32 protein-coding genes and 1 tRNA gene are annotated in these 26,431 nt (G+C 62.4%); 22 read left to right on the top strand and 11 right to left on the bottom strand.

The annotated features are described in order from the left end of the window. Positions 1-1,067: 1,067 nt before the first annotated feature. The 4 genes from DP106_RS08820 to DP106_RS15835 are packed head-to-tail and all read right to left on the bottom strand — an operon-like array spanning position 1,068 to position 4,332. Positions 1,068-2,441, bottom strand: a complete 1,374-nt coding sequence (locus tag DP106_RS08820) for a glutamate-5-semialdehyde dehydrogenase (RefSeq protein ID WP_120084761.1) — start codon at positions 2,439-2,441, stop codon at positions 1,068-1,070. Beyond that, a complete protein-coding gene (gene proB, locus DP106_RS08815; RefSeq protein WP_120084759.1) occupies positions 2,434-3,351 on the bottom strand; it encodes a glutamate 5-kinase in 918 nt (305 codons plus the stop codon). The genes DP106_RS08820 and proB overlap by 8 nt, the downstream gene beginning before the upstream one ends. Beyond that, the gene (proC, locus tag DP106_RS08810; RefSeq protein ID WP_120084757.1) at positions 3,344-4,114 is read right to left on the bottom strand and encodes a pyrroline-5-carboxylate reductase; all 771 of its coding nucleotides are present in this window, start codon (positions 4,112-4,114) and stop codon (positions 3,344-3,346) included. Before proC ends, proB begins: the two co-directional genes overlap by 8 nt. A 47-nt stretch (positions 4,115-4,161) precedes the next feature. Continuing rightward, entirely contained in the window at positions 4,162-4,332 is a 171-nt protein-coding gene (locus DP106_RS15835; protein ID WP_165857856.1) for a hypothetical protein, read from the bottom strand. Between the two features lie 200 nt (positions 4,333-4,532). Between DP106_RS15835 and DP106_RS08805 the strand changes: the two genes are divergently transcribed. The 3 genes from DP106_RS08805 (at position 4,533) to DP106_RS08795 (ending at position 5,754) form a co-directional block, all read left to right on the top strand. Next, positions 4,533-4,937: a CBS domain-containing protein gene (locus DP106_RS08805; protein WP_120084756.1), complete on the top strand. Its 405-nt coding sequence runs from the start codon at positions 4,533-4,535 to the stop codon at positions 4,935-4,937. A 173-nt stretch (positions 4,938-5,110) separates the two neighbouring features. After that, positions 5,111-5,527: an AbrB/MazE/SpoVT family DNA-binding domain-containing protein gene (locus DP106_RS08800; protein WP_120084754.1), complete on the top strand. Its 417-nt coding sequence runs from the start codon at positions 5,111-5,113 to the stop codon at positions 5,525-5,527. Then, positions 5,431-5,754: a PIN domain-containing protein gene (locus tag DP106_RS08795; RefSeq protein ID WP_165857855.1), complete on the top strand. Its 324-nt coding sequence runs from the start codon at positions 5,431-5,433 to the stop codon at positions 5,752-5,754. The genes DP106_RS08800 and DP106_RS08795 overlap by 97 nt, the downstream gene beginning before the upstream one ends. On the opposite strand, the gene DP106_RS15510 is transcribed toward DP106_RS08795, so the two are convergent. From DP106_RS15510 to DP106_RS08785, 3 genes are all read right to left on the bottom strand, one after another. Further along, the gene (locus DP106_RS15510) at positions 5,715-5,906 is read right to left on the bottom strand and encodes a hypothetical protein (RefSeq protein ID WP_133305120.1); all 192 of its coding nucleotides are present in this window, start codon (positions 5,904-5,906) and stop codon (positions 5,715-5,717) included. The two genes, DP106_RS08795 and DP106_RS15510, sit on opposite strands and share 40 nt — an antisense overlap. Before the next feature lie 176 nt (positions 5,907-6,082). Next, positions 6,083-7,051, bottom strand: a complete 969-nt coding sequence (locus tag DP106_RS08790) for a hypothetical protein (protein ID WP_120084751.1) — start codon at positions 7,049-7,051, stop codon at positions 6,083-6,085. Between the two features lie 45 nt (positions 7,052-7,096). Continuing rightward, the gene (locus tag DP106_RS08785; RefSeq protein WP_120084750.1) at positions 7,097-8,008 is read right to left on the bottom strand and encodes a serine/threonine-protein kinase RIO2; all 912 of its coding nucleotides are present in this window, start codon (positions 8,006-8,008) and stop codon (positions 7,097-7,099) included. Between the two features lie 202 nt (positions 8,009-8,210). Between DP106_RS08785 and DP106_RS08780 the strand changes: the two genes are divergently transcribed. Next, positions 8,211-9,077, top strand: coding sequence for a deoxyribonuclease IV (locus tag DP106_RS08780; RefSeq protein WP_120084749.1), 867 nt, complete (start codon positions 8,211-8,213; stop codon positions 9,075-9,077). A gap of 3 nt (positions 9,078-9,080) precedes the next feature. Then, entirely contained in the window at positions 9,081-9,887 is an 807-nt protein-coding gene (locus tag DP106_RS08775; protein ID WP_120084747.1) for a class I SAM-dependent methyltransferase, read from the top strand. Positions 9,888-9,890: 3 nt separating this feature from the next. Here the strand turns inward: DP106_RS08775 and DP106_RS08770 are convergent, their stop codons facing one another. Then, positions 9,891-10,553, bottom strand: a complete 663-nt coding sequence (locus DP106_RS08770; RefSeq protein WP_120084746.1) for a DUF7095 family protein — start codon at positions 10,551-10,553, stop codon at positions 9,891-9,893. Positions 10,554-10,740: 187 nt separating this feature from the next. On the opposite strand from DP106_RS08770, the gene ncsA reads away from it, so the two are divergent. Then, a complete protein-coding gene (gene ncsA / locus DP106_RS08765; RefSeq protein ID WP_120084745.1) occupies positions 10,741-11,712 on the top strand; it encodes a tRNA 2-thiolation protein NcsA in 972 nt (323 codons plus the stop codon). Between the two features lie 39 nt (positions 11,713-11,751). Here ncsA and ftsZ read toward each other — a convergent pair whose 3' ends face one another. The 3 genes from ftsZ to DP106_RS08750 form a co-directional block, all read right to left on the bottom strand. Then, entirely contained in the window at positions 11,752-12,933 is a 1,182-nt protein-coding gene (gene ftsZ / locus DP106_RS08760) for a cell division protein FtsZ (RefSeq protein ID WP_120084744.1), read from the bottom strand. 2 nt (positions 12,934-12,935) lie between these two features. Then, complete coding sequence (locus tag DP106_RS08755) at positions 12,936-13,118, bottom strand: ribbon-helix-helix domain-containing protein (protein WP_120084743.1); 183 nt, start codon at positions 13,116-13,118, stop codon at positions 12,936-12,938. Between the two features lie 189 nt (positions 13,119-13,307). Continuing rightward, the gene (locus DP106_RS08750; protein ID WP_120084741.1) at positions 13,308-13,889 is read right to left on the bottom strand and encodes a double zinc ribbon domain-containing protein; all 582 of its coding nucleotides are present in this window, start codon (positions 13,887-13,889) and stop codon (positions 13,308-13,310) included. A 117-nt stretch (positions 13,890-14,006) separates the two neighbouring features. On the opposite strand from DP106_RS08750, the gene DP106_RS08745 reads away from it, so the two are divergent. From DP106_RS08745 to purL, 16 genes are all read left to right on the top strand, one after another. Then, positions 14,007-14,080, top strand: a tRNA-Tyr gene (locus DP106_RS08745). Between the two features lie 490 nt (positions 14,081-14,570). After that, positions 14,571-15,179: a translation initiation factor IF-2 subunit beta gene (locus DP106_RS08740; protein WP_120084771.1), complete on the top strand. Its 609-nt coding sequence runs from the start codon at positions 14,571-14,573 to the stop codon at positions 15,177-15,179. Between the two features lie 60 nt (positions 15,180-15,239). After that, positions 15,240-15,884 (top strand): HAD family hydrolase, encoded by a 645-nt coding sequence (locus tag DP106_RS08735; RefSeq protein WP_120084740.1) that lies wholly within the window; start codon positions 15,240-15,242, stop codon positions 15,882-15,884. Further along, entirely contained in the window at positions 15,875-16,804 is a 930-nt protein-coding gene (cbiB, locus tag DP106_RS08730) for an adenosylcobinamide-phosphate synthase CbiB (protein WP_120084739.1), read from the top strand. Before DP106_RS08735 ends, cbiB begins: the two co-directional genes overlap by 10 nt. Further along, positions 16,797-17,573 carry an adenosylcobinamide-GDP ribazoletransferase gene (cobS, locus tag DP106_RS08725; protein WP_240625371.1) on the top strand — a complete coding sequence of 259 codons (777 nt, stop codon included), beginning with the start codon at positions 16,797-16,799 and terminating at the stop codon, positions 17,571-17,573. The genes cbiB and cobS overlap by 8 nt, the downstream gene beginning before the upstream one ends. Then, a complete protein-coding gene (locus DP106_RS08720) occupies positions 17,558-18,205 on the top strand; it encodes an NTP transferase domain-containing protein (RefSeq protein WP_321167547.1) in 648 nt (215 codons plus the stop codon). Before cobS ends, DP106_RS08720 begins: the two co-directional genes overlap by 16 nt. Before the next feature lie 66 nt (positions 18,206-18,271). Beyond that, positions 18,272-19,276: a threonine-phosphate decarboxylase CobD gene (gene cobD, locus DP106_RS08715; protein ID WP_120084738.1), complete on the top strand. Its 1,005-nt coding sequence runs from the start codon at positions 18,272-18,274 to the stop codon at positions 19,274-19,276. Positions 19,277-19,332: 56 nt separating this feature from the next. Further along, a complete protein-coding gene (locus DP106_RS08710) occupies positions 19,333-20,025 on the top strand; it encodes a cob(I)yrinic acid a,c-diamide adenosyltransferase (RefSeq protein WP_120084737.1) in 693 nt (230 codons plus the stop codon). A gap of 1 nt (position 20,026) precedes the next feature. Next, positions 20,027-21,616, top strand: a complete 1,590-nt coding sequence (locus DP106_RS08705) for a cobyric acid synthase (RefSeq protein WP_120084735.1) — start codon at positions 20,027-20,029, stop codon at positions 21,614-21,616. Positions 21,617-21,640: 24 nt separating this feature from the next. Beyond that, positions 21,641-22,375 (top strand): hypothetical protein, encoded by a 735-nt coding sequence (locus DP106_RS08700; protein ID WP_120084734.1) that lies wholly within the window; start codon positions 21,641-21,643, stop codon positions 22,373-22,375. Between the two features lie 66 nt (positions 22,376-22,441). Further along, positions 22,442-22,711: an eL43 family ribosomal protein gene (locus DP106_RS08695; protein WP_120084733.1), complete on the top strand. Its 270-nt coding sequence runs from the start codon at positions 22,442-22,444 to the stop codon at positions 22,709-22,711. Positions 22,712-22,713: 2 nt separating this feature from the next. Next, positions 22,714-22,848, top strand: coding sequence for a DNA-directed RNA polymerase subunit P (locus tag DP106_RS08690; protein ID WP_021040784.1), 135 nt, complete (start codon positions 22,714-22,716; stop codon positions 22,846-22,848). 8 nt (positions 22,849-22,856) lie between these two features. Continuing rightward, positions 22,857-23,135: a KEOPS complex subunit Pcc1 gene (locus tag DP106_RS08685; protein WP_120084732.1), complete on the top strand. Its 279-nt coding sequence runs from the start codon at positions 22,857-22,859 to the stop codon at positions 23,133-23,135. A gap of 138 nt (positions 23,136-23,273) precedes the next feature. After that, positions 23,274-23,666 (top strand): prefoldin subunit beta, encoded by a 393-nt coding sequence (locus tag DP106_RS08680; RefSeq protein ID WP_120084730.1) that lies wholly within the window; start codon positions 23,274-23,276, stop codon positions 23,664-23,666. Next, positions 23,667-23,912 (top strand): DUF3194 domain-containing protein, encoded by a 246-nt coding sequence (locus DP106_RS08675; RefSeq protein ID WP_120084729.1) that lies wholly within the window; start codon positions 23,667-23,669, stop codon positions 23,910-23,912. A 78-nt stretch (positions 23,913-23,990) separates the two neighbouring features. Then, positions 23,991-26,177, top strand: coding sequence for a phosphoribosylformylglycinamidine synthase subunit PurL (purL, locus tag DP106_RS08670; RefSeq protein ID WP_120084728.1), 2,187 nt, complete (start codon positions 23,991-23,993; stop codon positions 26,175-26,177). Positions 26,178-26,431 lie beyond the last annotated feature (254 nt).

Raw genomic sequence — 26,431 nt, 5'->3', positions numbered from 1 at the left:
CGAGTGCATATCTTCTCCAAGCAGACACTCAAACTAACCCGATGTGATCGACTGATTGTGTGTCACCGCGATGTTCCTGTTAGTCGGTCTATTCACTCTCACTGCTGTTGCTCCTGAAACGGTTCTCGGGGTCGGTAGCGGGGCTATATCCGGCTCCGCTGTTTCGGGCACCCACCTGTCAGAAATATATAAATTCGACAGACACAAATAGGCATGCGGCGAAACCAAGCTGTGCCCTCCAAGCGAGACATAATCGGCCCGAAGGGCCCATCTACGGGGCTCCGTTGGGCGGATTTCCGATGGCAACGAATCCTGGCTTTCGTCAGCGGACTCGGAGGTATCATCCTATATCTCTGGATTGACCCGTTTCGGCATGTCGCTGACTGGGTTGCTGCCGGAGTTGTGCCCCTTCCGATCGGGTTTATTCTCTACGGGCTTACCGGCCAGTCGTGGCGAACTGCGATGGGTATCGCGGTGGGTGTTAGCGTTGGAAACGTGATCGCAACTGCGCTTAACGCAGCTGGCATCCACCTGCTACCCTGAAACATCTGGATTCGCTATGCTATCTCTGTTGGTATCATATTTTTCGGCATATTCACACCTAAAGCGGCGAGGATGCAGGGCTGTCTATTTTTGCTGTTATCGGTGAATGTGCGGTCAAGCGCGATTCCAGCGTTCACACCACCTAAGAGAACCACTACCGGAAGTTTATCGGCGAGCAGCGTACTAGTTGCTGTCACAAGCATCACGGTGGGCGTCAGCACTCCGATGAGGGTGTACCAATATGTAGCCTGTGAACCCGACCATCTCGTTCGGTACGGAGGAAACCCAAGAAAGGCGTATCCGACAATCGCCCAAACGACCGCAGTGATCCCATCAGATCAAATATCACCTTGTCGAAGGTCGAAAGAATAGCCAACCATAAGGCCGGTTCCGACTCCAATAGGCCATGCGAACCATTCTGTAATATACCACGATTTAGTTGGATGGCTGAGAGAACCTCTACTGTATTGAGCGCAACCGGGTCAAATCGCCGCCTGACAAGGGTTTCAGCGGAGTTCAGTGGGTTATTTCGACAGCTCGCCGGGCACCCACTCGCCGTCGAACTCCTTGTGAGTGAACGGGCGAGGATCGTCGCCGGCGTAGGTCGCCACGAGGTGGCCGTCGCCTTCGAGGTGGTATTTGTAGGTCGTCAACCCTTCCAGCCCGACCGGGCCGCGGGCGTGGATCTTCCCCGTCGAGATGCCGACCTCCGCGCCGAGGCCGAACCGGTAGCCATCGCTGAAACGGGTCGAGGCGTTGTGGAAGACGCTGGCCGAATCGAGGCTCCGCATGAACCGGCCGGCGCGGTCGGCGTCCTCGCTGATGATCGACTCGGTGTGTTTGGAGCCGTGGGCGGTGATGTGGTCGATGGCGTCGTCCAGCGAGTCGACAACTTTGACGGCGACGATGAGGTCGCCGTACTCGGTTTCCCAGTCGGCCTCGCTGGCGGCGGCGACATCGACGATCTCTCGGGTGCGCTCGTCGCCACGAACCGCCACGTCGGCCGCGGCGTAGCGTGTGACGATCTGTGGGAGGAACGCCTCGGCGACCGACTCGTGGACAAGCAGGGTTTCGACCGCGTTGCAGACTGCGGGGTACTGCACCTTGGCATCGAAGGCGACTTCGGTGGCCATATCGAGATCGGCCTCGTGGTCGACGAAGATGTGACAGATCCCCTCGGTGTGGCCCAGAACGGGGATCGAGGTGTTGTCCTGAACGTACTCGACGAAGGAGGAACTCCCGCGAGGCATCAGTAGATCGATCGACTCGTCCATCTCCAACATTGCGGTCACGTCGGCGCGGGCCTCGACGAGTTGCGCCCAGCCCTCGGGGATCGCGTCGTGGTCGGCGGTCGCCTCGCGGATGAGCTCAAAGAGGACGCGGTTGGACTCGCTGGCCTCGCTGCCGCCTTTGAGCATCACGCTGTTGCCGGATTTTATTGCGAGGGCGGCGATCTGGACGAGGGCGTCGGGACGGGACTCGAAGACGGTGCCGACGACGCCGATGGGGACGGCGAGCTTGTAGAGTTCGAGATCTTCGTCGAGTTCGCGGGCGACGAGCGTCTCCCCGAGGGGGTCGTCTTGGCCGGCGACACTACGAACCATCTCGACGATGCTGTCGAGTTTGGCATCCGAGAGTTTGAGGCGATCGACGAGTGCCTGGGTGTACTCGCCGGCTTCGAGCAGCTCCTCGGCGGTCTCGACATCCTCGGCGTTGGCCGATTGGATGGCTTTGCGGTTATCGTCGATGGCGTCGGCGATGGCGTGGAGTGCGGCCTGTCGGTCGGCGTCGTTGACGTTGGCGAGATCGAGCGCGGCGGTTTCGGCGGCGTCAACTTTCGCGTCGATGGCTTGGTCGGTCGCTCCGGCGGCGTCGCCGGTCGCGTCGGGATCACTCATTGTCGACACCGTTGATCGGGAGAAATATCGTTCCTACGGTTTCGCCATCGGCGATCTGCGCCAACACATCGGGCTCGGTTGAGGCCGCGATGATGCCGGGCAGCCCGTGTTCACTGACGCGGCGGGCTCCCTCGACTTTGGTCTGAATGCCGCCGAAGCTCTCGGTCGAACTCTCGTCAACGATAGCCTGTACCTCGTCGTAGTTTTCGCCGACAGCGTCGATCAACGTCGCGTTGGCGTCGGTTTTCGGGTTGCCGGTGTAGACGCCGCCCACGTCGGTCAGCGTCACCAACAGGTCGCCGTCGATGCCGATGGCGACTGATGACGACAGCCGGTCGTTGTCGCCGATCCGCAGCTCCTCGGTGGCGATAGCGTCGTTTTCGTTGATGATCGGCACCACATCCCACTCCAACAGCGTCTCGATTGTGTTGCGAATATTGGTGAAGCGATCCGGGTTGTCAAGATCGTGTTGGGTGAGGAGGATCTGGGCAACCTTCGTGTCGTAGCGGGCGAAGCTCTCGCTGTATGCGGTCATCAGCTGACTCTGGCCGATCGTCGACAACGCCTGGGACTCCTCGATCGTCTCGCTTTCGTAGCCGATCCGGCCGATCCCGGCTCCGACAGCCCCCGAGGAAACGAGGACGACCTGCTTGCCGCGGTCGCGAAGGTCGGTGATGTCGTCGACGAGTTTGTGGAGCTTCGACAGCGAGAGGTTTGATTCGTCGTCGGTCAGTGAGTTGGTGCCGGCCTTGACGACGACGCGGTCGGCGGCGGCAGCCTGCTGGCGGGCGACGGTCACGGCGTCGGCCTCAAGGGTGATCGCAGCGCCGTCGGCGTCGCCAGCGGCGACGTCAGCGTCGACATCGTCGGCGTCAGCGTCGACATCGTCGGCGTCAGGCGCGTCACTCATCGGCAAACTCGGCGGCCATCTCCCGGGAGCGATCCTCGGCGGCGTGGACGGCCGCAGCCACGTCTGCCGCAACATCACTGTCCCACAGCAGTTCCATCCCCTCGATGGTTGTCCCGCCCGGCGAGCAGACCGCGTCGATCAGGTCGTCGATCGATTGCTCGGAGTTGAGGACGGTTTCGGCCGCGCCCTTGAACGTCTGGGCGGCCAGCGTCTCGGCCTGATTCTCGTCGAGGCCGCTGTCGACGCCGGCGTCGGCCATCGCGCCGATGAGATAGAAAACAAAGGCAGGGCCGCTGCCGTTGACCGCGGTGGCGATATCCATCTGTGTCTCTTCTATTTCGGCGTACTCGCCGACCTCCTCAAGGAGTGCCCGCACCGTGTCGTCGACCGCGCCGGTGACCGCGGCGGCCATATTCCGGGTTTCGGCGTTAAGATTCGGCATGAGTCGGACGATATCGGCGTCGGTGAGATCAGCGAGGTGGTCGGTGGAGACGCCGGCTGCGATCGAGATCAGGGTCTGGTCGCCCCCGAGATCGAGGGTCGGCAACAGGTCGCCGACCGAGTCGGGTTTGACCGCCAACACGACGTAATCGGCTTCCGCGGCGACCGCGAGGTCGTCGGTCGTCTCACAGTAGTCGGCGACTGACGCGCGGGCGTCGGGGTCGACATCGCAGCCGACAAGGGTGTGATCCCCGTTTTCGGCGAGGCCCTCCAGCAGGGCACCCCCCATGTTGCCGCAGCCAACAACGCTCAGATGAGTCATGTCTCAGCAAGCGAGCGAGACGACCATAGGCACTTTGATTTTGCTGGCTATCCGCGTTCGAAGATCTCGGTGACGGTATCGCGGGCGATCCACCGGCTGCCGGTGTCGTCTTCGATCATCACCCAGCTCGGATAGATCTCGACGGCAACATCGTGGAAATCACCGGCGGTCGTCTGCACGTCAGCGAGGTCGATCGTCGTGATCGGTTCCTGTGGCATCGACTACAATGTACCCGCCGACCGACCTGGGTTTTGCGACTCGGCGGGGAGAGTGACACCCTGTTTCGGGCGTGGTTTACGAAGTAGCTATATTCCGGCCTAAATTTGTTCTTTTATCTAAAGTTGACAGGTGCGCAGCGTTTTGTTTTGTTCCATGCAGCCGCAGACACTTATTAATAGAAACAGTACATAGAACTAGTATGGAGATTGAAGCTGTTCCCGTTGAGCAACTCATGACGACCGACCTCGTGACTGTCACCCCCGACGAAGGGGTCGAAACGGCCGCCGGCACTATCTTACAGAGGGAAGCAGGCTCGTTGGTGGCCCTTGAGGACGGGCACCTCGCTGGGATTCTCACCTGTACCGATCTCACGGAACTCGTCTCGGATGGGGCCGTCCCCGCGGATGCCACCGTCGACGACTACATGACCGAGGACGTGACGACAGTTGCCCCCGAGGAGTCGATTCAGGACGCCGCGGTGAAGATGATCACCAGACAGATCCAGCATCTACCCGTTGTTGATGAGGAGGAGGTAGTCGGGATGCTGTCAACGACGGATCTCACCGCCCACCTTACCTACATGGACAGCAGCGGGACGGAGTAGAACTCTCGCCCGCGGCGAAAGATATCAGCCAGTACCGCAGAGACATCGTCGTCACCGGTGGCGACAGCCGTAACCGAAGGTACGCACGGTTCGACCTCCTTCTCGCGGGAAGATCGTACACTCGATTAGAGTATTACAAAAATTAGAGTAATACTGCCGACCAGCCAGTACATATGAGCGACGCCGAAGAGGGAACCACCGTCACCGTCACGAGCAAGGGCCAAGCGACGATCCCGAAAGCCTATCGCGAGAAACTCAGCATCGAGACGCCGGGGCGTGTCCGGTTCATCGAAACAGAGGCCGGCGAGATCGTCATCCGACCGGTCAAACGGCCCTCGGAGCTCCGCGGCGCGCTGGCCGCCGAGGCCGACAGCGAGACCGCGGCGACTGATCTGCTCCGGGAGGAACGCGAGCGGGAGCGGGGCGCGCTCGACGAGAAACACGGGCTCGACGAGGAATGGCGGTCGTCTTCGACGGCGACCGCGCGGGCTACGTGGCGACGATCACGCTCGCGGAAGTCCGATATAGTGCAGCGCGGAAGGCGTCTCCCGAGGAGGCCGACGCCCACATTCGTCGCCTGCGGGAGGTAGGCCTTACCGAGTACGAGATCGACGACTGCTGGCAGACGGCGTCGGAGCTGAAACGCAAGCACGCGCTGGCCGTCGGCGACGCCTACGCCGTCGCTGCCGCGGATGCTCTCGATGCCGACCGCGAGGGCGTGACGCTGTTGGTTGGTGCTGACGACGATTTCGACGCTGTTGAGAACGATCCGGATCGTCAACAGCTAATCGAGCGGCTTCGAACCGAAGCCGTGTGAAACGCGCCTCTATATTCGAGGGAATCGTTGGTGATCGTGACCGAGACGGCGGTCACCCCCTCGCGGTCGTGGTTGCGAAACGCCAGTGCGGGCTGGGCCGCGCGGCGACCGGGGGCGTCGACGGTGTCAACCGAGAGCGTCTGGACTGGCATACGAACTGCTACGGGAACGGCGTATGAAAACCGGGGTACTGCGTTTCTGGATGTGAGACTGAGTGGGGCGGTTCGGCGATTGCTTCGAAATAATTGCGGACGACAAGAAATGTTCATCAAACGTAGAGATTGCAACTATGGATTTCGCGAGGACAGACACTCGCTGCCAGCGCAGCCTATGTTAAACTTATTGCAGGCGTAAAAAATAACAGATACACCACGGTGGTATAGACGACTAGCAATCCGACAGAGCGCTTATTCGTCGTAATGAACTGGTCGAATCGAAGAGTTCCGAACGCGATGTAACTGAATCCGACTATGTGTTTAGTCACACGCGTGGTCAAGATCACCAACACCAGCGAACCAAACGTACCCAGCAATAATGACAGGCCCCAAGCGACGCCTCCGAACACAGGAAGTACCACCACCGCTGAAATAACAAACGTCCCAATTATACCCAAATTGCGACCATTACTTTTCAGTCTTCCAGCCTCCTGTACGAACTCATGTAATTCATCAATATACTCATCTCGCCGGTCTGGAATCGCATTACGGAGCACATAGTAAGCCATCTCAAGATACATCCGTCCCAACAAAGTGGTGATGAGAAGCCCGAATAGCGCACGAATTGACTCGATATGCTCAATTACATCCTTGGCTGAGCTTAGGTCGCCGGTCTTTTCTGCCGCGTTTCGATACCGAAGGTAGAATAGTGAACCCCAGCCGAGCTGGTAAATACGGAACACAGATTCCGCGGAAGCAATGTATATCAGTGCACTCAGGATGGCTACTAACGTTGTTGTCTTAGCCAGCATCAATGGTACCAGATGACTCACAGTTGTTGCAGCGTACTGGAATATTTGCACGACGCCGATAATCGCACACAATTCAACGGGACGCACAGTCTTCTCAATAAACAGGTTCTCGTTCGCAAAACGGCCTGTAAACGTCAGCCATCGAAGAAACGATATTATCACTAAACTCAGGACCGCAATGAGGGTGACCACACCCTGAATACCGTCAGGCCTTATTATTCCAACAATTGTGGTCAGCAAAGGAGCGAACACTAACTCAAATTGTAATTGTTGCTTTTTCGAACGCTGAAAGATGATCTCTGACAGGTAGTCAGGATTTTTGTCCTTCATTTGTATCCTCACTTGTAGCTGTTTTATATCGCGCTCAGCAGTTTATCACTCTGTATACGCCGAAATAGAGTCAAACTCGTCGCGCACAAGATCGGCCGCCAGCGCGTCCAGATCGACGGCTTCCGGCGTTTCGTTCGGATACTTCCGACAGAAGTAGTCGTAGACGTTCTCGACGTCCCGCGCCAGCAACTCGCGGGCGTTCTCGTGGTCGGTTCCAACGGCCTGCGGCCAATCAAAGATCGTGATCCCGTCGTCGTCGACGAAGATGTTGTACTCGCTGAGATCCGCGTGGACGTACCCTGCCTCAAAGGCCGCCGCGGCCTCGCGCAGAATGAGATCCAACACACCAACGACCTGCGCAGATTCCAGTTTGGCATGTGAGAGCTCCGCGCCGGTGAGTTTCTCCATGACGATCGCATGCCGGTTTTGATCGACCGGCCGCGGCACCGACACGTCGGGATACAGCCCTTCGAGCGTCTCGAACTCTCGTTCGGCGGCCTGGCGGGCGGTGTAGAGCCACGACACGTGGTCGCGGTCGGCGGTGTACTCGCGTTCGCGTTGGACTTCCCGGAAATTCGTATAGCCCTCACGGTGATACTTCAGCGCCATTGGCCGAAACGACTGCACCTCATAGACATCGCTTTCCTTGCCGACGCCCAGCGGCGCGCCGATGCCCGCAAATGTATCCCGTTCGGCGAAGGTACGAAGCGCGAGGGCGTCATACCCCTCGAAGGTGAGTTGGTAGCCCTCATACTGGATCGTCTTGCGCTCGATCAGCTCGTGGCGCATACAGCGATCAATCCGGTAGTCGACCTCCTCGGCGGTCAACTCCGCGTATTTCGGGATCTCCTCGCGTTGTACCCACTCGGAGAAGCGCATCCCCTGTTCGATCCCCGACAGCAGATAGAAGTCCGCGGGCTCAAGCTCGCGGAAGAAGGACGCGATGTTGTCGACCATAGCAAACGGTCGCTCGCACGGCCTAAAAGCCCGACGAGTCCACGGAGCGATAGCGATAAACTTTATATGGCGATATCAAATCGCTGAATCGGCCGCCGCCGGTGGCTGGAGCACACATCAGAACCACAGTTGCGGGTGCGGAAGGAACAGCCGTCACGATCCCACCGAAGCCGCTTTGAAGGGGCTGACCCAAATCCACCGTATGCACGTCGGCGCACACGTTTCGATCTCCGGATCCCGTGTTTCCTCTGACACCGAAACCCCCGAGTACGACGATGTTCGCAACGCTGTCGACCGCCAGCGCAACTTCGGCGGCAACTGCGGACAGATCTTCACCACCTCACCGCAGGTCTGGCAACAACCCGAGATCAGCGACGAGGCTGCCGCGGGCTTCCGTGAGCTCACCGACGAGCGTCTTGACGGCCCGTGGGTGATCCACGCCGCCTATCTTGTCAATCTCTGTACGCCGAAAGACGACCTCCGGCAGAAATCTCTCGACAGCATGCAGGCCGAACTCGACGCGGCCGCCAAGTTGGGCATCCCGTACGTCAACGCCCATCTCGGGGCTCACACCGGCGCAGGCGTCGAAGGCGGTCTTGACAACGCCGCAAGCGTCATCGACGACCTCGACGTACCCGACGGCGTCCAGATCCTCATCGAGAGCGACGCCGGCAGCGGCACCAAACTCGGCGGCGAGTTCGACCATCTCGCCGGGATTATCGACCGCACCGACACCGACATCGGGATCTGTATCGACACGGCCCACACGCTCGTCGCCGGCAACGACCTCACGACGCCGGAAGCCGTCGACGAGACCGTCCAACGGTTCGACAACATCGTCGGCCTCGACCACCTCGAATACCTCCACCTCAACGACTCGAAACACGACGTGGGCACCCACAAGGACGAACACGCACTGATCGGTGAGGGTTACATCGGTGCGGACGGCATCGCCGCTATCGTCAACCACCCTGATCTCCGCGAGCTGCCATTCGCTCTCGAAACACCGACCGAGAACGGCAAGGGCTTCGCGTGGAACATCGAGCGCGTCAACGAACTCCGCAACTGAGCCGTGCGCCGGTTTTCAGCCGACTATCTCAGCCGGACGCGCGAGGGGATGTGGGCCGACTCCCGAGACGCTCTCGCCGATCTCGATCTCTCGAACCGCGAGCGAATCCTTGATCTCGGCTGCGGCACCGGCGAACTCACGCGCGTGCTGGCAAGCGAGTCTGACGCGGACGTTGTCGGCGTCGACGCCGACCGGCGGCTGCTTGACGTTGCCGGCGATCACGTTCCCTGCGTCGCTGGCGACGCGCTCCGGTTGCCGGTTGCCGACGACAGCGTCGACCTCGTTGTCTGTCAGGCTCTGCTGATCAATCTTCCTGAGCCAGCCGCCGCCCTCAGGGAGTTCGCCCGCGTCTCGACCGATCTGGTCGCTGCGATCGAGCCGAACAACGCCGCCGTCAACGTCGATTCGACCGTCGACAGCGAGGTTGCCCTCGAATCACGGGTTCGAGAGGCCTACCTCCGCGGTATCAGCACCGATGTCGCCCTCGGCGAACAGGTCAAAACACTGTTTGGTGAGGTCGGCATCGAACCGCTCTCGACCCGACAGTACGACCACGAAAAGCGAACAGAGCCACCGTACAGCGAAGACGCGCTACGAAGCGCGAAACGGAAAGCCAGCGGCGAGGGATTGGCCGACCACGAGACCGAACTCCGCCGCGGCGTCGACGGGGAGAGGTATGATACGCTGCGGCGAGCGTGGCGTGAGATGGGCCGAGAGGTCATCGGACAGATGCAAGAGGAGTCATACGAGCGCGTGGAGACGGTGCCGTTTACCGTGACTGTCGGACAGGTCGATAGCGACGCCGACTGAGGATCAGATCACGTCACCGCGCACGCTCGCACCCGTTTGTTCGGTGCGGTAGCGGCTGACAGTGTCAGCAGCCGTATCTGCGGTATCGGCGTCGACACCTAGCTGTTCCAGCGCGCCAGACAACGTCGGAAACGGAAGTTCGCCGCCACGAAGTTTGCCGAGGAGGTCGTCGTCCCACTGGCCGTCAACCCACAGACAGACGCCACGGGGATCAAGGATCTGTTCGTAGGACTCACGATCAAGTGCGCCACGCAGCCGCTGGGTAACGTTTTCGTCAAAACTCGCATTACAGACCTCCAGATGGATTGGCTCGTCGTCACCGAGCAGGTGGGCGGCCAAACACTTCTCGGGGGCAGCGTGGCTGTTGTCGTTGGCACGGATGTATTCCGGGAACTCGTCGGCCCACTCGGCGTCGACGCTCTGGCCGACGCCTTTGACGCCGTGGGATTGGTAATACTCCGCGGCGGCGTCGCTGTCGCCACGCAGTAAAATGTCCTTCGTGAGATAGATATCGAGCCGATCGATCGGATCAAGGCCGAGAGCAACATCACCATAGACCCAGATCTCCCGGACTGGCACCGGCATCGGCTCTGAATCGACCGTTTCGATCAGTTCGACGACGCGGTCGATGGCGGCGTCGCGGTCGAGTGTGACCTCAGCTGTCATTACTGACTCTGGGACTGCGGGACACAAACCGGTTTCGGCGGCGTGGGGTCGGGTTGTTGCGGGGTGAACTGCTGTGTACAGCAACCCGATCGGGTGTCGTGTGACACGCTGTCTCGGTACCGACGAATGTGGCCACTCGCTTCGAAGAGCGAAACGGGTATTCCAGCCGGCCGGCAACGGGCCGGTAATGGAGTGCGACAAATGCGGCCGTGATGCCGTCATGCAGGCGGCGCACTCCGGCAGCCATCTCTGTGAGACACATTTCTGCCGGTCGGTCGAGAAACGCGTCCGACGCCGGATTCGGGCGGATACGCTGCTTGATCCGAAAGCGACGCCTGAGAGCCCCGAAACGTGGGTTATCGGCCTCTCCGGTGGCAAAGACAGCGTCGTCCTCACCCACATTTTAGACGAAACCTTTGGGCAAGACCGCCGCATCGAGATGCTCGCGCTGACGATCCACGAAGGGATCGAGGGCTATCGCGACGAGAGCGTCGACGCCTGTATCGAACTCGCCGCCGAGTTAGAGATGCGTCACGAACTCGTTAGCTACGAGGAGGAGTTCGGGGTTCGGATGGACGATGTTGTTGAGGAAAATCCAGAAAACATGGCCCCCTGCGCCTACTGCGGCGTGTTTCGGCGTGACCTCTTAGAGGGGTACGCCGACAAGTACAATGCCGATAAGCTGCTGACCGGGCACAATCTCGACGACGAGGCCCAGACCGCCTTGATGAACATTTTCGAGGGCGATGTCAAACAGATCGCCAAACACTTTGATGCGAGTATCGGCGACTTCGAGGAGCGCGCCGAGCAGGACGATTTTATTCCGCGTGCCAAGCCTCTCCGGGATATCCCCGAAAAGGAGGTTGCTCTCTACGCCCAACTCATGGAGTTGCCCGCCCACATCACGGAGTGCCCTCACGCCAGCGAGGCCTACCGCGGGGAAATTCAGAAGCTGTTGTGGAACCTCGAAGAGAACCATCCCGGGACACGGCACTCGATCATGGCCGGTTACGAGGAGCTCGCAGAGTTAGCTGCCGACCGCTACGGTGGCGAGAGCGACGATACCAGCGACCTCGGCGGGTGCGAGCAGTGCGGCTCAACGACAAGCAGCGATGTCTGTCGAAAGTGCCGGCTGCTGGAGTCGATACAGGCCGTCTGAGGGGACCGGCTAAAACAGCGAAACAAAAACAGCGCCGCGTCAGCGGATGACGTCGAGACCGTTGTTCTGTTCGACCTCTTGTTTGCCGCCGTCGGACTCCCAGGCTGCGGTGTCGGAACCGACGTTCGTGCTGGCGTCGAACTCGGCGGGCTCGCCTTCGATGCTGGCGCGTGACTGATCGGCCTGTTTTTGGGTTGTGGAGCCGAGCACCTGCGCGCTCTGGACGCCGGTCATGATCGCCATGACGCGGACTTTGCCCTTGTACTCGTCTTGAATCCGGGCCCCCCAGATCACGTTTGCACTCGCCTCAAGCCGTTCGGTGATGTTGTTGGCGATTCCCTCGGCCTCCTTCAGCGTGAGGTCGGGGCCGCCGGTGATGTGGACGAGCCCGCCGCTCGCGCCGCGGTAGTCCACATCCAGCAGTGGATGGTTCATCGCGTCGCTAACCACCTCTTGGGTCTTGTTTTTGTCCTGGGTTTCGCCGACCAGCATGACAGCGACGCCGCCCTGATTCATGATCGTCGACATATCCGCGTAGTCGAGGTTGATCAGGGATGGCTGGGTAATCGTCTCGGAGATCCCTTTGACCGTTTCGGCGATGATCTGATCCATCACCGAAAACGCCTTGCCGATCGGGAGGTTCGGGACGTAGTCGAGCAGCCGGTTGTTGTCCAGCACGATAATCGAGTCAGCCGTGTTACGGAGGCGTTCGAGACCCTCCTCGGCTTTGACCGTGCGGGCGCGTTCGACGTTGAACGGCGTCGAGACCATACCGACGACGATGGCCCCCTGTTCTTTGGCGATATCCGAGATCACCGGGGCTGCACCGGTACCGGTGCCACCACCCATGCCAGCAGTCACAAAGACCAGGTCGGCATCGCCGAGCACCTCCTTGATCGTCCCTTGGGCCATTTCGGTGGCGCGTTCGCCCATCGAGGGGTCGCCACCTGCGCCGAGCCCCTGGGTGAGAGATTTACCGACAAGGATCTTCGTGTCGGCCTCGATCATCTTTAGGTGCTGTTTGTCGGTGTTGACAGCGACGGTTTCGGCACCGTCGACGCCGATGTTATACAGTCGGTTGACCGTGTTGTTGCCGGCTCCGCCCGCGCCGACGATGACGATCCGCGGATCGCCGAACTCATCGTCATCGTCGAAGCTGGCGTCCATGTCACGGTCTTCCGCTTCCGCGTTATCGAGGGCGTCTTGGACGATATCTTGCACCGTTACACCTTCGCCCAGCTGCGCTCGTTTTTGTTCTGCCGCGGCTCTGTACTCTCGGTCTCGTTGAGCATCTCTCGGACGGCCGACCGGATCGCCTCACTCCGGTTTGGGAACTGGCCGGTTTCGACCATTTCCTCGACCTCGTCGATCTGCTGCTTTGGAATTCGTAGTGTCACACGCTCCATGGTTACATTCCCCGGTAAGACAGTCGGCGACGCCGACAGCCCCACAGCGTGCCACCGGTAGGCACACTGTAAGACAGTTGTCTTACGCATTCGTAACACTATGCTGAGGGTATATAAAAATACCGGCGAGTGTAAGACAACCCGCCTATCGTGGCAGACACAGCACCGTGAGGGCGGGAGGTCTGTCTGTCATTGGGTATCCAACACGTCGGCCGCTGGGGTGCGACGGCCGCAGCCGGGACAGAACGCCCAATCCGAGCGAAGCTCGTCGCCGCACTCACAGAACAGCCGTCGAGAGGCTTTTTCGCCGCAGTTCGGACAGTAGACGTGGTCGCTGTCGATGTCCTCACCACACTGATCACAGCTGTGGGCGACAGCCGCGTCAGCCGCCGGCTTGGGCTGTGTGTCGTTCTCAGTATCGGGCGTCTTACGCTCGACGGTTTGATCGGCGACGGCAGCCTCATCGGCGACCCCTTCAAGTGTGATGTTGACCGATACGTCGGTGTCGGTCGCGGTCGGTTCGCGGCGGGCCGCCAGCGCGGAGTCGACGCGGTCGGCGACGAGGCGGTCGATGCGCTCGTCGATGAGGGCGTCGATCGAATCCGTGTCGGACGTTTGGGTGGGTGTGTCCGTCGATTGCGCGGCCGTCTCACGTTCCGGGTCGTCGAGATACCGACGGAGGGCCTCCCGCATCACCTCGGATTTCGAGGCATCGAAGGCCTCCAATCGGCCAACGAGGTCATCGTCGGCGCGGAACGTGATCTTACTCATACCTAACAGGTGTGTTATACAGGGTAATCAATCTTCCCACGCTGTCAGACATCTGGCAGCCGACGCGGCGGTCGGAACAGTAACCCTTAATTGTGCCACCGGGATACGATTGAGTGCCCGCCCTTAGCTCAGCCTGGTAGAGCAGTCGACTGTAGATCGACTTGTCCCCCGTTCAATTCGGGGAGGGCGGATTTTCCTGCGAACAACGTGAGCAGTGTAAACTCCGTCCCGACCCGTATTGAGCAGCGAACGACCGCAGGGAGTGAGTGGGTTCAATTCGGGGAGGGCGGACTTCCTTTCCAGTTGATTCAAAACCGACTGTAGACCGACTTGTCCCCCGTCCTCGTGAGCGGAGCGAATGAGGGCTCGGAAGTCGCGTGAAGCGAAGCGAGCGCGTCTTCCGGCGTTCAATTCGGGGAGGGCGGATTTTCCTACGAACAACGTGAGCAGTGTAAACTCCGTCCCGACCCGAATTGAGCAGCGAACGACCGCAGGGTGTGAGTGAGTTCAATTTGGGGCAGACGCAGTTTCCGGTTGATTTGGTGCCGACACCGTTGACTCTCACAGCGACGCCGATGAGAGCTGTTGCCGGCTATGGGGGTCGTCTTAGGCGCGTCGCTTCCGTACAATGTGTACCGCTGTCTCACAACGCATTTAGCCGACGACGACATCACCACACGTATGGACTACGAGGCGACGCTTGACCGGGCAATGGAGGAGTTGCCGGATTTCGAGGGCTCAGACGAACGGCTGGACGTGCCAGACGCCGAAGCCCAGAAAGACGGCGCGTTTACACGACTGACCAACCTCCCGACGGTCGGCGACGCGCTCAACCGCGAGCCCGACCACATCCACAGTTCGATCCAACAGGAGCTCGGTACCGCCGGCCAGTACGAGGACGGCCGCGCGCGCTACAACGGCGAGTTCTCCGGGGCGGACTTCGATGCCGCCATCGACGCCTACATCGCCGAGTACGTCACCTGCTCGGAGTGTGGCCTCCCAGATACGAAACTCGTCACCGAAAACCGCACCCAGATGCTGCGCTGTGAGGCCTGTGGAGCGTTCCGTCCGGTCGCCAAACGGCAGTCGAGTTCCCAACGTACCGACCGCCCGGATGTTGAGGAAGGCGAAACCTACGAGGTCAAGATCACCGGCACCGGCCGCAAGGGCGACGGCGTCGCCGAGAAGGGCAAATACACCATCTTCGTCCCCGGCGCGGAGGAAGGCGACGAGGTCGAGATCTACATCAAAAACATCAGCGGCACGCTCGCCTTCGCGCGCCTCGCGTAGAACACGCCACCCCCGGCTGGCACCGATGTTTTCAAGCCGCAGGTAGCATATCCATTCATCGTGACCGCTACGGCCGCCTTCGTCTTCGATCTGTTTGGCACGCTCGTCGCTGTCGACGACACACCCCAGCCAGCGGCGGCCGTCGCCGACGCACTCGCCGCCCGCGGGATCAGCGTCCCTGACGACTGGGCGAGTGCCTACCGTGAACCACATATCGACGCCGAGGAAGGAGCCGAGATCCCACTACCAGCCCACGTCGCCGCCGCCCTCGCCAGCCGTGGGGTCGACGTGTCGGACACCACCGCCGGTCAGGCCGTCATCGACGCCTTCGAGCCGGTTGTCGAGACCCGCGCGGGTGCGGTTGAGGCCGTCGCCGCCGCCGGTGAGGCCGGCTCGGTCGGGCTGCTGTCGAACTGTGCGGTGCCTACGTTAGTGGCCCGAACGCTCAGCCGATCAGCACTCGACGACGAAGCCTTCGACGCTATTGTTGTCAGCGTCGACTGCGGCTGGCGTAAACCCGACCCCCGGGCCTTCGAAGCGGTGGCCCGCCAGCTCACCGTTGCGGCTGCCGAGCTTGTCGTCGTCGGTGATACACCTGCGACCGACGGCGGGATCACCGACTGCGGTGGCGAATTCATCGACGTCACCGAAACGTCGCTGCCCACCCTCCAAACAAGCCTCACTGAGAGTCAGCCATGTCGCTGATGGCTGCCGGTGTCGTCCTCGCGGCTGTCAGCCTCGATCACGTCGTCGGCGAGCCGCCGGCTCGGCTGCATCCGGTCGCGTGGTTCGGGCGGCTGGTTGGCCCGCTCGACCGCTCGTGGGACGCGCCTCGACTTGTCGGTGCTGTTGGGGCGTTCTGTCTGCCGTTGCTTGCGGCCGTGGTCGTCGCTCTCGGCGTCGGGCTGGCTGGCGACATCGAACCGCTGGCCGGTGGCGTTGTCGCCACCATCGTTCTGTTTTCAGCGATGAGCCTTCGGTTGCTCTGTACGACAGCCATCGACGTACTTGAGCAAACAGAAACCGACATCGCGGGCGCACGCGCGTCGTTACTCGCCTTGGCTGGTCGAGACGCCAGCGACCTCTCAGCCGGGCACATTCGGAGCGCGGCCGTCGAGAGCGCGGCGGAGAATCTCTCGGACGGCTTTGTCGCGCCGCTGGCCGGCTTTGGTATCGCCGGTGTCGTCGCCAGCCGGTGGCTCACTCCTGTCGCAACGCTGGCGGTGGCGACCGCGGCAGCGGCGTGGATCAAGGCCGTCAACACGATGGATTCGATGGTCGGCTACCGCTCGAAACCGGTCGGCTGGGCGGCCGCGCGGCTCGATGACCTCGTCATGTGGGTGCCCGCACGGCTGACGGCACTGACCCTCTCGGCGGCCGCGCGGTCACCTGATCCGTTGGTGATGGGCCGCCGGTGGGCCCAAACGCCGGCTTCGCCGAACGCCGGCTGGCCGATGGCAACGCTGGCAGCCGCTCTCGATGTCCGCCTCGAAAAGTCCGGCCACTACACGCTCAACTCGGTGGCATCGTTGCCAACGTTGACTGAGGGCCACCACGGGGTCACCCTCGTCGGCCGGGCCGGCTGGCTCGCCGCGCTCACAACGGCGGTGGTCGTCGGTGTCTGACTTGACTCCCGGTGTTGGTATCGGCCGCGCGATTCGTGGCGCGATCGGCTTTCTTACCCGGATTCCGGTCGGCGGCAGCGAAGCCGACTGGAATGCCTTCCGGCGGGCGGTCTACAGCCTTCCGGTGGTCGGCTATCTCGTCGGCGGCCTTGTTGGGGGTGTGTTTTTCCTCCCGGTGCAACCGCCGACGCTGGTGGCGGCCTATCTCGTTGGGCTCTATCTGCTGACAGGCGTCACCCACGCCGATGGGCTGGCAGATCTTGGGGATGCAGTGGCAGTTCACGGCGACGCTGACCGCACACGGGCGGTACTGAAGGATTCGGCTACCGGTGTCGGCGGGGCCCTCCTCTTGGGTGTGACGCTGCTGGTAGTGGCACTCGGCGTCCTGTCGTTTGCGGGTATCGGCTCGTGGCGGGCGTTCCGGCTCGTCGTTGCCGCGGAGGTCGGCGCGAAACTCGGGATGGCCCTCGTCGCGTGTTATGGCCGACCGGCTCACGACGGTCTGGGATCCCAGCTTGTCGGCGAGCTTGATCACCGCTCGTTTGCGTCAGCCATCGTGGTCTCCCTGCCGGCGGTTGCTGCCGCGCCGACCGGGCTGTCGGTAGCCTTGCTGGCGACGGTGGTGACTGGGCCGGCGGTCGGATTGGCGATACTGACGTGGGGGCACCGCGAGCTCGGCGGCGTGAGCGGTGACCTCATCGGAGCGACCAACGAGGTGGGTCGTGCACTCGCATTGCATGTGGGGGTGTCGGTATGGATTCTGAGCTGAACGAGGGGGAGGTGACGACCACAGCCGAGAGACGGGCGACGACCGGACTGGTCATGTGTGGCGGCGAGGGAACACGGCTCAGACCGGCGGTCGGCGATACTGAAAAACCGCTCGTGGAGATCAACGGCGAGCCGATGATCGATCGGGTCGTCGCCACCCTGCAGGCGAGTTCGCTTACAACTGTTGCGGCGGGGGTCTCGCCGGCGACACCCGAAACGGCCGCCCATCTCACCGAAATCGACGGCGTCGACTGTATCGAGACAGCAGGTGACGGGTACGTTGCCGACCTCAACGAGGCAGTTGGTCGGCTCACCACCCCGGTTGTGACCGTCGCAGCCGACCTCCCCCTCGTGGCCGCCGACCACGTCGACCGGGCGGCGGCAACCGCCGGCGAGGAGTCTCTGACGGTCTGTGTACCGGTATCGCTCACAACAGCCCTCGGCGTCAGCGCGGAGACAACCACCGAACACGACGGGACAACGGTCGTGCCAACCGGGCTCAACGTCGTCGGCAGCGAGGATGGTCAGACAGCCGTCTGGGAGGACAGCCGCCTCGCGTTCAACGTTAACCGGCCGGGAGATATCGACGCGGTTGAGCGGTGGGTGGATCGGCGAGATCGAACAAACCGGTAATGCAGCGAAACGGAGCCGTCTGCTCCGGGCTCAGGGTTTTATGTGGCGTACGACCAATTGGCTGCTGTGGATCCAGACGCGATCGACGCCGTGACCCGTGTCCCCCACGGTGGCGAATCCAACCCGGAGCTTGTCGATTTTAGTGCCAACACAAACCCTCGGCGACCGGGCGGCGTCGCTCGTGTCTATGAGGCTGCTCTCGCAGCGGCCGGCCGCTATCCAGGCGATGAGTACTACGCGTTCCGCGCGGCGGCCGCCGAGTATATCGGCGTCACCGGCACCGAGATCATCCCGACAGCCGGCGGGTTAGCCGGCATGCGCCTGCTGTGTTCGATTGTCATCGACAGCGGCGACAGCGTTGCGATCCCAAAACCGAGTTTCAGCGAGTACGCCCGCGAGGTTCGACTCCACGGCGGTGAGCCGGCGTTTGTCCGCCACGACGAGATCGCCGATATCGATCCAGCCGCCCACCGCATGGTGATCGTCTGTAACCCGAACAACCCAACCGGTGAGAGCTACGATCACACGAGACTGCGAGCCCTCGCCGATCGGTGTCAGGCGTCTGAGACGGTGCTGCTGATCGATGAGGCGTTCCTCGATTTTACCACAGAGCCCTCGCTTGCCGGCACCCCCGGTGTCGTTGTCGCCCGATCGCTGACGAAGATCTTCGGACTCCCGGGGCTTCGGGCCGGCTTTCTTGTCGCCACCGGTGACCGCCGAGAACGGCTCGATACCGCCCGGCCAACGTGGGCACTGAGCACGCCCGCCGCCGCCGTCGGTTCTCACTGTCTTGCCGATACCGACTTTGTTGCCGAAACGCGGGAACGTGTCGACGCCGAGCGCGAACGGATGCGACACCGCCTGACCGAGCGGTTTCGAGTCTCCCCCTCCGAGGCCCCGTTTTTGCTCTGTGAGACACGCAAGCCGGTTGAGGCGGTGCTCACAGAAGCCCGCGAGGCGGGGCTCACCGTTCGCGATGCGACGACGTTCCGCGGACTTGACTCACATATCCGCATCGCGGTAAAACGAGCCCACCAGAACGATCGCCTGCTTTCGGCGTTCGACGTATAGCGGCAGCCCAATCGGCTGAACACAACTGAGATACCCCTGGCGTCCAAGAGAGGTGTATGACATCCAACTCCGAAGCTGACCCACCCGGCCATCGCCAAACACCAGGTGGCGGCGTCACCCCTGAGGCCCGACCCATCGAGCCGGCCGCACCCAACGAGTTCGGCCTCGTACAAGCCTTCTGGGGCGACGGTAAGGGCAAGACAACTGCGGCAATGGGAATGGGATTTCGCGCCGCCGGCCACGGCTACCGCGTCCACATGCTACAGTTCATGAAGGGCGGGGCCGACAGCGTCGACGACGTACGCGGCGAGTACAACGCGATCGCCGCAACGGCCGGCTTCTCGTATGAGAACACCGGCCACTACGGCTGGCACAACATGGCCGACGGCAGCCGCGAGGCCGACCACGAATCGGAAGCCGACGCCGGCTTCGAGCGCACTCAAGAGCTTGTTGCCGCCGCAGCCAACGCCGATCTCACCACCCCATTTGCGCTCGACAGCGACCCCGAAGCGGGTGTCCACATGCTGATTCTCGACGAGATCCTCTATGCGGCCGACCGCGACCTCGTTGCGCCCGAGGCGGTCTGTGAGCTCATCGAGACCAAACCCGACGCTCTTGAGGTTGTGCTCACCGGCAGCCACGCGGAGCCCACCTATCTCACCGACCACGCCGACCTGATCTCCGAGATCAGCAAGCACAAACATCCGATCGACGCCGGTCAGCGCGCCCGCTCCGGCACCGAATACTGAGATGGCCCACACGATCCTCGTCGCCGGCACCGCCTCCCACGTCGGCAAATCGACGGTCGCGACGGGGCTCTGTCGGCTGCTGGCTGATCGCGGCGTCTCGGTCGCGCCGTTCAAAGCCCAGAACATGAGCAACAACGCACGGGCGGTGCCGCGTGCACCCGAAACGATGGGTGAAGCGAGCGACGCCGTCAGCGACGACGGTGGCGACAACGACGCCTACGGCGAGATCGGTGTCTCCCAGTACGTCCAAGCCCGCGCCGCCCGCGTCTCACCAACGACCGACTGCAACCCCGTGTTACTCAAACCCCGCGGTGAGGGCGAATCCCAACTTGTCGTCGATGGCGTCGGCGTCGGCCACTACGCCGCCGGCGAGTATTACGACGCCCACTGGGAAACGGCCCGTGCGGCCGCCGTCGCCGCCCACGACCGCTTGGCGGCCGCCCACGACGTGATCGTCGCCGAGGGCGCAGGCTCCATCGCGGAGATCAACTTCCACGACCGCGACCTCGCCAACGTCGAAACCGCCCGCGTTGCCGACGCCGACATCGTCCTTGTCGGCGACATCGAACGCGGCGGCGTTTTCGCCTCGCTGGTCGGCACGCTGGAACTCATGCCCGATGATCTCCGCGACCAGGTTGTCGGCGTCGTCATCACGAAGTTCCGCGGTGACGCCGATCTGTTGGCTCCCGGGATCGACGCCTTCGAGGAGCGAACCGGCGTCGATGTGCTCGGCGTTGTTCCCTACGACGATCCCGGCCTCCCGGCCGAGGACAGCGTCGATCTGCCGGCAACCGATGAGCGCGCCGTCCGCGGTGACGACGACGGCGTCGCCCCTGAGCATTCGGTGACGGTCGCCGTCCCGCGGCTTCCCCGCGTCTCGAATTTCACCGATCTCGAGCCGCTGGCCGCCGCCGCCGGCGTTCGGGTCGCATACGTCCCACTCGACGCGTCGCTCGCTGACGCCGACGCGGTCGTGTTGCCGGGCACGAAGAACACGGTCGATGACCTGCTGGCGATCAAAGACGCCGGCTTCGACGATGAACTCCAAGCCTTCGGTGGCCCCGTCGTCGGCCTCTGTGGCGGGTATCAACTGTTGGGTGAGGAACTTCGCGGCGTCGACACCGAGGCCAGCAGCGCGGCGGCCGCCGAGTTGTCCGCAACGACGCTGCCGGGGATCGGTCTGTTACCCGTGGCAACGACGTTTACCCCGGAGAAACGGGTTGTCGATACGACACTCGACCTCGACGGAACCGGCCCGCTTGCGGGCGCAAGTGGCGCAGTCTCGGGCTACGAGATTCACATGGGAACCACCGAGGCGACAGGAGGTGTCGAAACACCGTTCGCCCGTGGTGACAACGCGAGTGCCGCGCTCGGTGCAAGCGCGGGCGACGTGGTTGGCTGTTATCTCCACGGGCTGTTCGAAAACGAGACGGCGCGTCGGGCGTTCGTCGGTCGGGTCTTTGAGGCGGCCGGTCGTGAGCGACCCACAGGGGCGACGCCCAACGCATCGCCGTACGCACAGGCCGCCGCGCTGGTGGCTGAGAACTGTTCGCTCGACGTTCTTGCTGCACTGCCCGACGATCAAGACTAAGCCACGGCCGCTCCGAGTAAGCCTGTGAGCGTTCTTTCGTTGCTCCGGCTTTACACCGCCGCCGACTTCGCCGACTGGTACCGGATCGGTGCGGAATACGTCGACGGCGTCGCCGAGGAGATGGGGTTCGACACCGCCGAGTTTGTCGACTACGAGGCTGGCGTTGCGGCGATGCGAGACGGGCGACCACCGGCGTCAGTTTCGCCCGCGGTTCGACGGTCGATTGCCGCTGACCTGCTGGCTGACGCCGTTTTCTCCGAACCATTCTGTGAGTGGCTGCCGCTGTGGTATGAGGTGAGCCTCCTGGGGCCGGTACGATACTGTGAGTACCGGCTGCGAGCAGTTGCCGAACCATACTGTCATGAACTGTCCGTCTCGGTGCCGCGATTCAGTCGGCCAGCCAACGCCCTTGTCGACGGCCGGCCGGCCCCGGCCCACCTCGATAGCTTTCGTGAGCAGTTCATACTCGCGGATGCCATCCTCCATCTTGAATGGTTCGTCCACGTTGCTCGTGAATCCGGGATTGTGGTACCACAGGGGTTGATCGATCGTACCCACGAAGAGAGCCTCGCGTACTACACCGGTCACCGCGAGTCGTTGTCGCCACAGGTACAGCGGTTTCAGGCCGCGCTGTTTGCCGACGACAGATGGGTGCGAGAGATCGATGCGGCCTACGGGCTCGACAGCACGCTGTTTGAGCTGTGGGAACGGCTGCTGCGTGCGGAACGAGAGCGGCTTGAAGCGGCGACACAGCGCTAGCGGCGGCAGGGGTCTTCAGACCGACTCAACAGCTTTTTATTCGCGCTGGCGGTATCGTGTTGCACTATGGCTGAGGACAAAGCACGATCTACCGGCAGTGCCGGTCGATTTGGGGCCCGATACGGGCGTGTCTCCCGCAAACGAGTCAAGGAAATCGAAGCAGGAATGCAGAACGCCGAGGTCGACGGCGACGATGTCACCCGCGTCGGCACCGGCATCTGGGTTAACGAGGAGACCGGCGAGAAGTTTACCGGCGGTGCCTACAAGCCGAAAACGCCCGGTGGCCAACAGGCAACCCGTTCGATCCGCGCCGCCCTCGCCGAAGACGAGGAGTAACAATGAGCTACAAGTGCTCGCGCTGTAAACGCGACGTGACGCTCGATGAGTACGGTGGCGTCCGCTGTCCGTACTGTGGGCACCGCGTCCTCCTGAAGGAACGCGGCGGCGGCATCAAGGAAGTCGACGTCCACTGACGGCGGTCGTGTCACAGCTTCATTCTACGCAGTTGCGTTTCAAGTATCCGACAGCAACAGCTGCGCGGCGGGTCGAACGCAGCATCGCTGTCGAGGTCGGCGAACTCGACGACGATCGCTCGGCGGTGAGCGTCGACCGCGACGGGGTTGTTCTCACCGTCGAGATCACCGCGGCCGACCGCGTCGCGCTTCGCGCCGGAATCAACAGTTGGTGTCGCTACGTAGCAACCGCCGAGACGGTCGCCGACGACGTACTGGCTCAGCCACAGCTCCGTGGTTTGCGGTAACAGAAGCCACACCGCTGGAAGCCAACGCTGGCGAGAGCCGACAACGGCACAAACGCAATACGAACCCGACGCCGTCGGTCGATCAGGCGGCCGTCGGAATTGCATGGCTTTTTCCATGTGGCGACCGTCCTGTAGGGTATGCAGGGTAACCTACCGCCGGAAGCGCAGGACAAACTCGAAACGCTGCAGGATCTTCAAGAGACCGCCCAAGAGGTTTCCGAGCAGAAACAGCAGACCGAGGCAACGCTCACCGAAACCAAGGCTGCACTCGACGCCCTCGACGACGTTGACGACGAGTCAACCATGTACCGAGAGGTCGGCGAACTCCTCATCGAGACCGACTACGAGTCGGCGTCCGGCAAGCTCGAAGAGAAGGTCGAGGATCTCGAAGTGCGCGCCGAACAGCTTGACAAACAGGAGACGAAAGTCCAAGAGAAATTCGAGAGCCTGCAGGACGAGCTCCAGCAGATGCTCGGCGGCGCGGGCGGCCCGCAGGGCCCGGCCGGTCCGGGCGGCGCCGGCGGCGCGTAAATGAGTACGGAACCGGACGACGAAACGGTCGTCAGCACCGCTGCGGAGGCCGCTGAGGGGGTTATTCTCTCACGGTTTGCGAACTCCGCGATCACAGATGTCGATATCACCGTCACCTTCGAGGATGGCGTGTTAGATCTCGATATCTATCTGAACACGGTCGACGATGCTGCGGCCGACCCGGAGGCCGTCGCCGACGCGGCGATCGATGCCGCCGAGGACGCCGTCGACGAACTTTTTGCGTGAGCCCGTTGCTGCCGTATTTTGGTGGTCACACCCCGAACATGAAAAGAGATTAAGCCGGCGGTTGGAAAGAGAGGCCAAATGAGTCTCTCGGAGTCCGACCGCGAGTTGATCACCGCCGAGCTCGGCCGTGAGCCGACGCCCGCCGAGGCGAATCTCTTCGAAAACCTCTGGAGCGAACACTGTGCCTACCGCTCCTCGCGGCCGCTGCTCGGAGCCTTCGACAGCGAGGGCGACCAGGTTGTTATCGGCCCCGGCGACGACGCCGCCGTCATCGCCGTCCCCGAACCTGACGCCGCTGACACGCCCGCAGGCGAGCGCACACCCGAAGACTACAGCGAGACCTACATCACGCTCGGCATCGAGAGCCACAACCACCCGAGCTACGTCGATCCCTACGACGGCGCGGCCACCGGCGTCGGCGGCATCGTCCGGGATACGCTCTCGATGGGGGCGTATCCGATCGCACTGGCGGACAGCCTCTATTTCGGTTCCTTCGACCGCGAGCACTCCCAGTATCTCTTCGAGGGCGTCGTTGAGGGGATCAGCGACTACGGCAACTCTATCGGCGTCCCGACGGTCGCCGGCAGCGTTGCCTTTCATTCGGACTACGTCGGCAATCCACTCGTCAACGTTGCCTGTGTCGGCGTGACCGACGAGGAACGCGTCGTGACCGCTGAAGCCCAGCAGGCCGGCAACAAACTTGTTCTCTTCGGCAACGCGACCGGCCGCGATGGCCTCGGCGGCGCGTCGTTTGCCAGCGAAGACCTCGACGAGGATGCCGAAACCGAGGATCGCCCAGCGGTACAGGTCGGCGATCCCTACAGCGAAAAGCTGCTCATCGAGGCCAGCGAGACGCTGATCGACGAGAACCTGGTTCAGTCGGCCCGCGACCTGGGTGCGGCCGGGCTCGGCGGGGCGTCCTCGGAACTCGTCGCAAAGGGCGGCTTCGGCGCGGACATCGCGTTGGATCGCGTCCACCAGCGCGAACCCAACATGAACGCCCTCGAAATCCTGCTGGCCGAATCCCAAGAGCGGATGTGCTACGAGGTCGCCCCCGAGGATGTCGACCGCGTGGCCGAAATCGCCGAGCGGTTCGATCTCGGCTGTTCGGTGATCGGTGAGGTCAACGAAGGCAACTATACGTGTACATTCGATGGCGAAATCGTCGTCGACGTTGCCCCTGAATTCCTCGCGGAGGGCGCGCCGATGAACGACCTCGATAGTGTCGCTCCTGAGCCCGCCGAGCGCGACCTGCCGGACGCCGATCTCGACGCGGCAATCGAGGCCGTCATTGCGAACCCCAACACCGCCTCCAAGCGGTGGGTGTACCGACAGTACGACTACGAGGTCGGCCTCCGAACCGCGATGAAACCCGGCGACGATGCGGCGATCATGGCGGTTCGGGAGACGAGCGATGCCGACGATACAACGGGCGCGGGAACCGGCCTCGCCATCTCGTCGGGCGCGAATCCGAACTGGACGAGTGTCGATCCCTACGGTGGTGCGCAAGCAGTCGCCCTCGAGAACGCGACCAACATCGCCGCCAAGGGTGCGACTCCGCTCGCGGCGGTGAACTGTCTCAACGGCGGCAACCCCGAGAAACCCGACATCTACGGCGGGTTCAAACGGATCGTCGACGGTCTTGCGGAGATGTGTGCGGATCTCTCGACACCGGTGGTCGGCGGCAACGTCTCGCTGTACAACGATTCGGAGGCCGGCCCCATCCCGCCGACGCCGACGCTGGCGATGGTCGGCACAAAAGCCGGCTACGACGCGCCGCCGGCCGCACTCAGCGGCGAGGGCGAACTCCTCGTCGTCGGCAACGCCGGCGACGCCCTCGGCGGGTCTGAGTATCTCAACGCCGCCGGCGGCAGCGATGCGTTCCCAAAACTGCCCGAAAACCCAGCCGAACTCGTCGCCACGGTCGCCGAGGTCGCCCGCGACGAGTCGACACTGGCGACTCACGACGTGAGCCACGGCGGGCTGGCGGTCACGCTGGCGGAGTTGCTGACAGCCGACGCCGGTGCCGACGTTGCCGTCGGCGACGCGGTCGCGCTGTTCGACGAAACGCCCGGCCGGGTCGTCGTCGAGACGACTGATCCCGAGAGCGTGCGCGAGGTCTTCGACGGCGTCGCAGCTGTCGAATCGCTCGGCGAAGCGACCGCTGACGGCGCGTTGTCGCTGACGGTCGGTGACGAAACGGTCGAACTCGAATCGGAGACAGTCACCGATCTGCGAGATGTGATCGCTAAGACAGTGGAGTGACAGTCGCTCTCGCTGTCGATTCGATTGTGGCCGGCGAATGGAGGTAACGAAGGACTGGCGATCACCGTAGTGTCGTTTTAACCTTACAGAGATAATACCGCTGCCGACAGCTATCGCTTGTGGTGGTCGGGTTGAAGCGTGGGGGTGTCGGTATCCTACGTCGACGCCCCGTTGCTTCACCGGAGCCGAGGCGACAGCGGGTAACAACACTGTTGGTGTGGCCGATGGGACGGAAGCCGACATGCTTTTAGGAT

It is taken from the genome of Halonotius pteroides (genome assembly GCF_003605635.1).
Taxonomy (GTDB): Archaea; Halobacteriota; Halobacteria; order Halobacteriales; family Haloferacaceae; genus Halonotius; species Halonotius pteroides.
The sequence above is the reverse complement of the archived record's forward strand: the minus strand, read 5'-3'. Positions and strand labels throughout refer to the sequence as shown.

Coding starts and splice junctions, on each gene's coding strand:
- DP106_RS08820 (WP_120084761.1), bottom strand. CDS start 2,441: ATGAGTGATCCCGACGCGACCGGCGACGCCGCCGGAGCGACCGACCAA.
- proB (WP_120084759.1), bottom strand. CDS start 3,351: ATGAGTGACGCGCCTGACGCCGACGATGTCGACGCTGACGCCGACGAT.
- proC (WP_120084757.1), bottom strand. CDS start 4,114: ATGACTCATCTGAGCGTTGTTGGCTGCGGCAACATGGGGGGTGCCCTG.
- DP106_RS15835 (WP_165857856.1), bottom strand. CDS start 4,332: ATGCCACAGGAACCGATCACGACGATCGACCTCGCTGACGTGCAGACG.
- DP106_RS08805 (WP_120084756.1), top strand. CDS start 4,533: ATGGAGATTGAAGCTGTTCCCGTTGAGCAACTCATGACGACCGACCTC.
- DP106_RS08800 (WP_120084754.1), top strand. CDS start 5,111: ATGAGCGACGCCGAAGAGGGAACCACCGTCACCGTCACGAGCAAGGGC.
- DP106_RS15510 (WP_133305120.1), bottom strand. CDS start 5,906: ATGCCAGTCCAGACGCTCTCGGTTGACACCGTCGACGCCCCCGGTCGC.
- DP106_RS08790 (WP_120084751.1), bottom strand. CDS start 7,051: ATGAAGGACAAAAATCCTGACTACCTGTCAGAGATCATCTTTCAGCGT.
- DP106_RS08785 (WP_120084750.1), bottom strand. CDS start 8,008: ATGGTCGACAACATCGCGTCCTTCTTCCGCGAGCTTGAGCCCGCGGAC.
- DP106_RS08780 (WP_120084749.1), top strand. CDS start 8,211: ATGCACGTCGGCGCACACGTTTCGATCTCCGGATCCCGTGTTTCCTCT.
- DP106_RS08770 (WP_120084746.1), bottom strand. CDS start 10,553: ATGACAGCTGAGGTCACACTCGACCGCGACGCCGCCATCGACCGCGTC.
- ncsA (WP_120084745.1), top strand. CDS start 10,741: ATGGAGTGCGACAAATGCGGCCGTGATGCCGTCATGCAGGCGGCGCAC.
- DP106_RS08755 (WP_120084743.1), bottom strand. CDS start 13,118: ATGGAGCGTGTGACACTACGAATTCCAAAGCAGCAGATCGACGAGGTC.
- DP106_RS08750 (WP_120084741.1), bottom strand. CDS start 13,889: ATGAGTAAGATCACGTTCCGCGCCGACGATGACCTCGTTGGCCGATTG.
- DP106_RS08740 (WP_120084771.1), top strand. CDS start 14,571: ATGGACTACGAGGCGACGCTTGACCGGGCAATGGAGGAGTTGCCGGAT.
- cbiB (WP_120084739.1), top strand. CDS start 15,875: ATGTCGCTGATGGCTGCCGGTGTCGTCCTCGCGGCTGTCAGCCTCGAT.
- DP106_RS08720 (WP_321167547.1), top strand. CDS start 17,558: ATGGATTCTGAGCTGAACGAGGGGGAGGTGACGACCACAGCCGAGAGA.
- DP106_RS08710 (WP_120084737.1), top strand. CDS start 19,333: ATGACATCCAACTCCGAAGCTGACCCACCCGGCCATCGCCAAACACCA.
- DP106_RS08705 (WP_120084735.1), top strand. CDS start 20,027: ATGGCCCACACGATCCTCGTCGCCGGCACCGCCTCCCACGTCGGCAAA.
- DP106_RS08695 (WP_120084733.1), top strand. CDS start 22,442: ATGGCTGAGGACAAAGCACGATCTACCGGCAGTGCCGGTCGATTTGGG.
- DP106_RS08690 (WP_021040784.1), top strand. CDS start 22,714: ATGAGCTACAAGTGCTCGCGCTGTAAACGCGACGTGACGCTCGATGAG.
- DP106_RS08680 (WP_120084730.1), top strand. CDS start 23,274: ATGCAGGGTAACCTACCGCCGGAAGCGCAGGACAAACTCGAAACGCTG.
- DP106_RS08675 (WP_120084729.1), top strand. CDS start 23,667: ATGAGTACGGAACCGGACGACGAAACGGTCGTCAGCACCGCTGCGGAG.
- purL (WP_120084728.1), top strand. CDS start 23,991: ATGAGTCTCTCGGAGTCCGACCGCGAGTTGATCACCGCCGAGCTCGGC.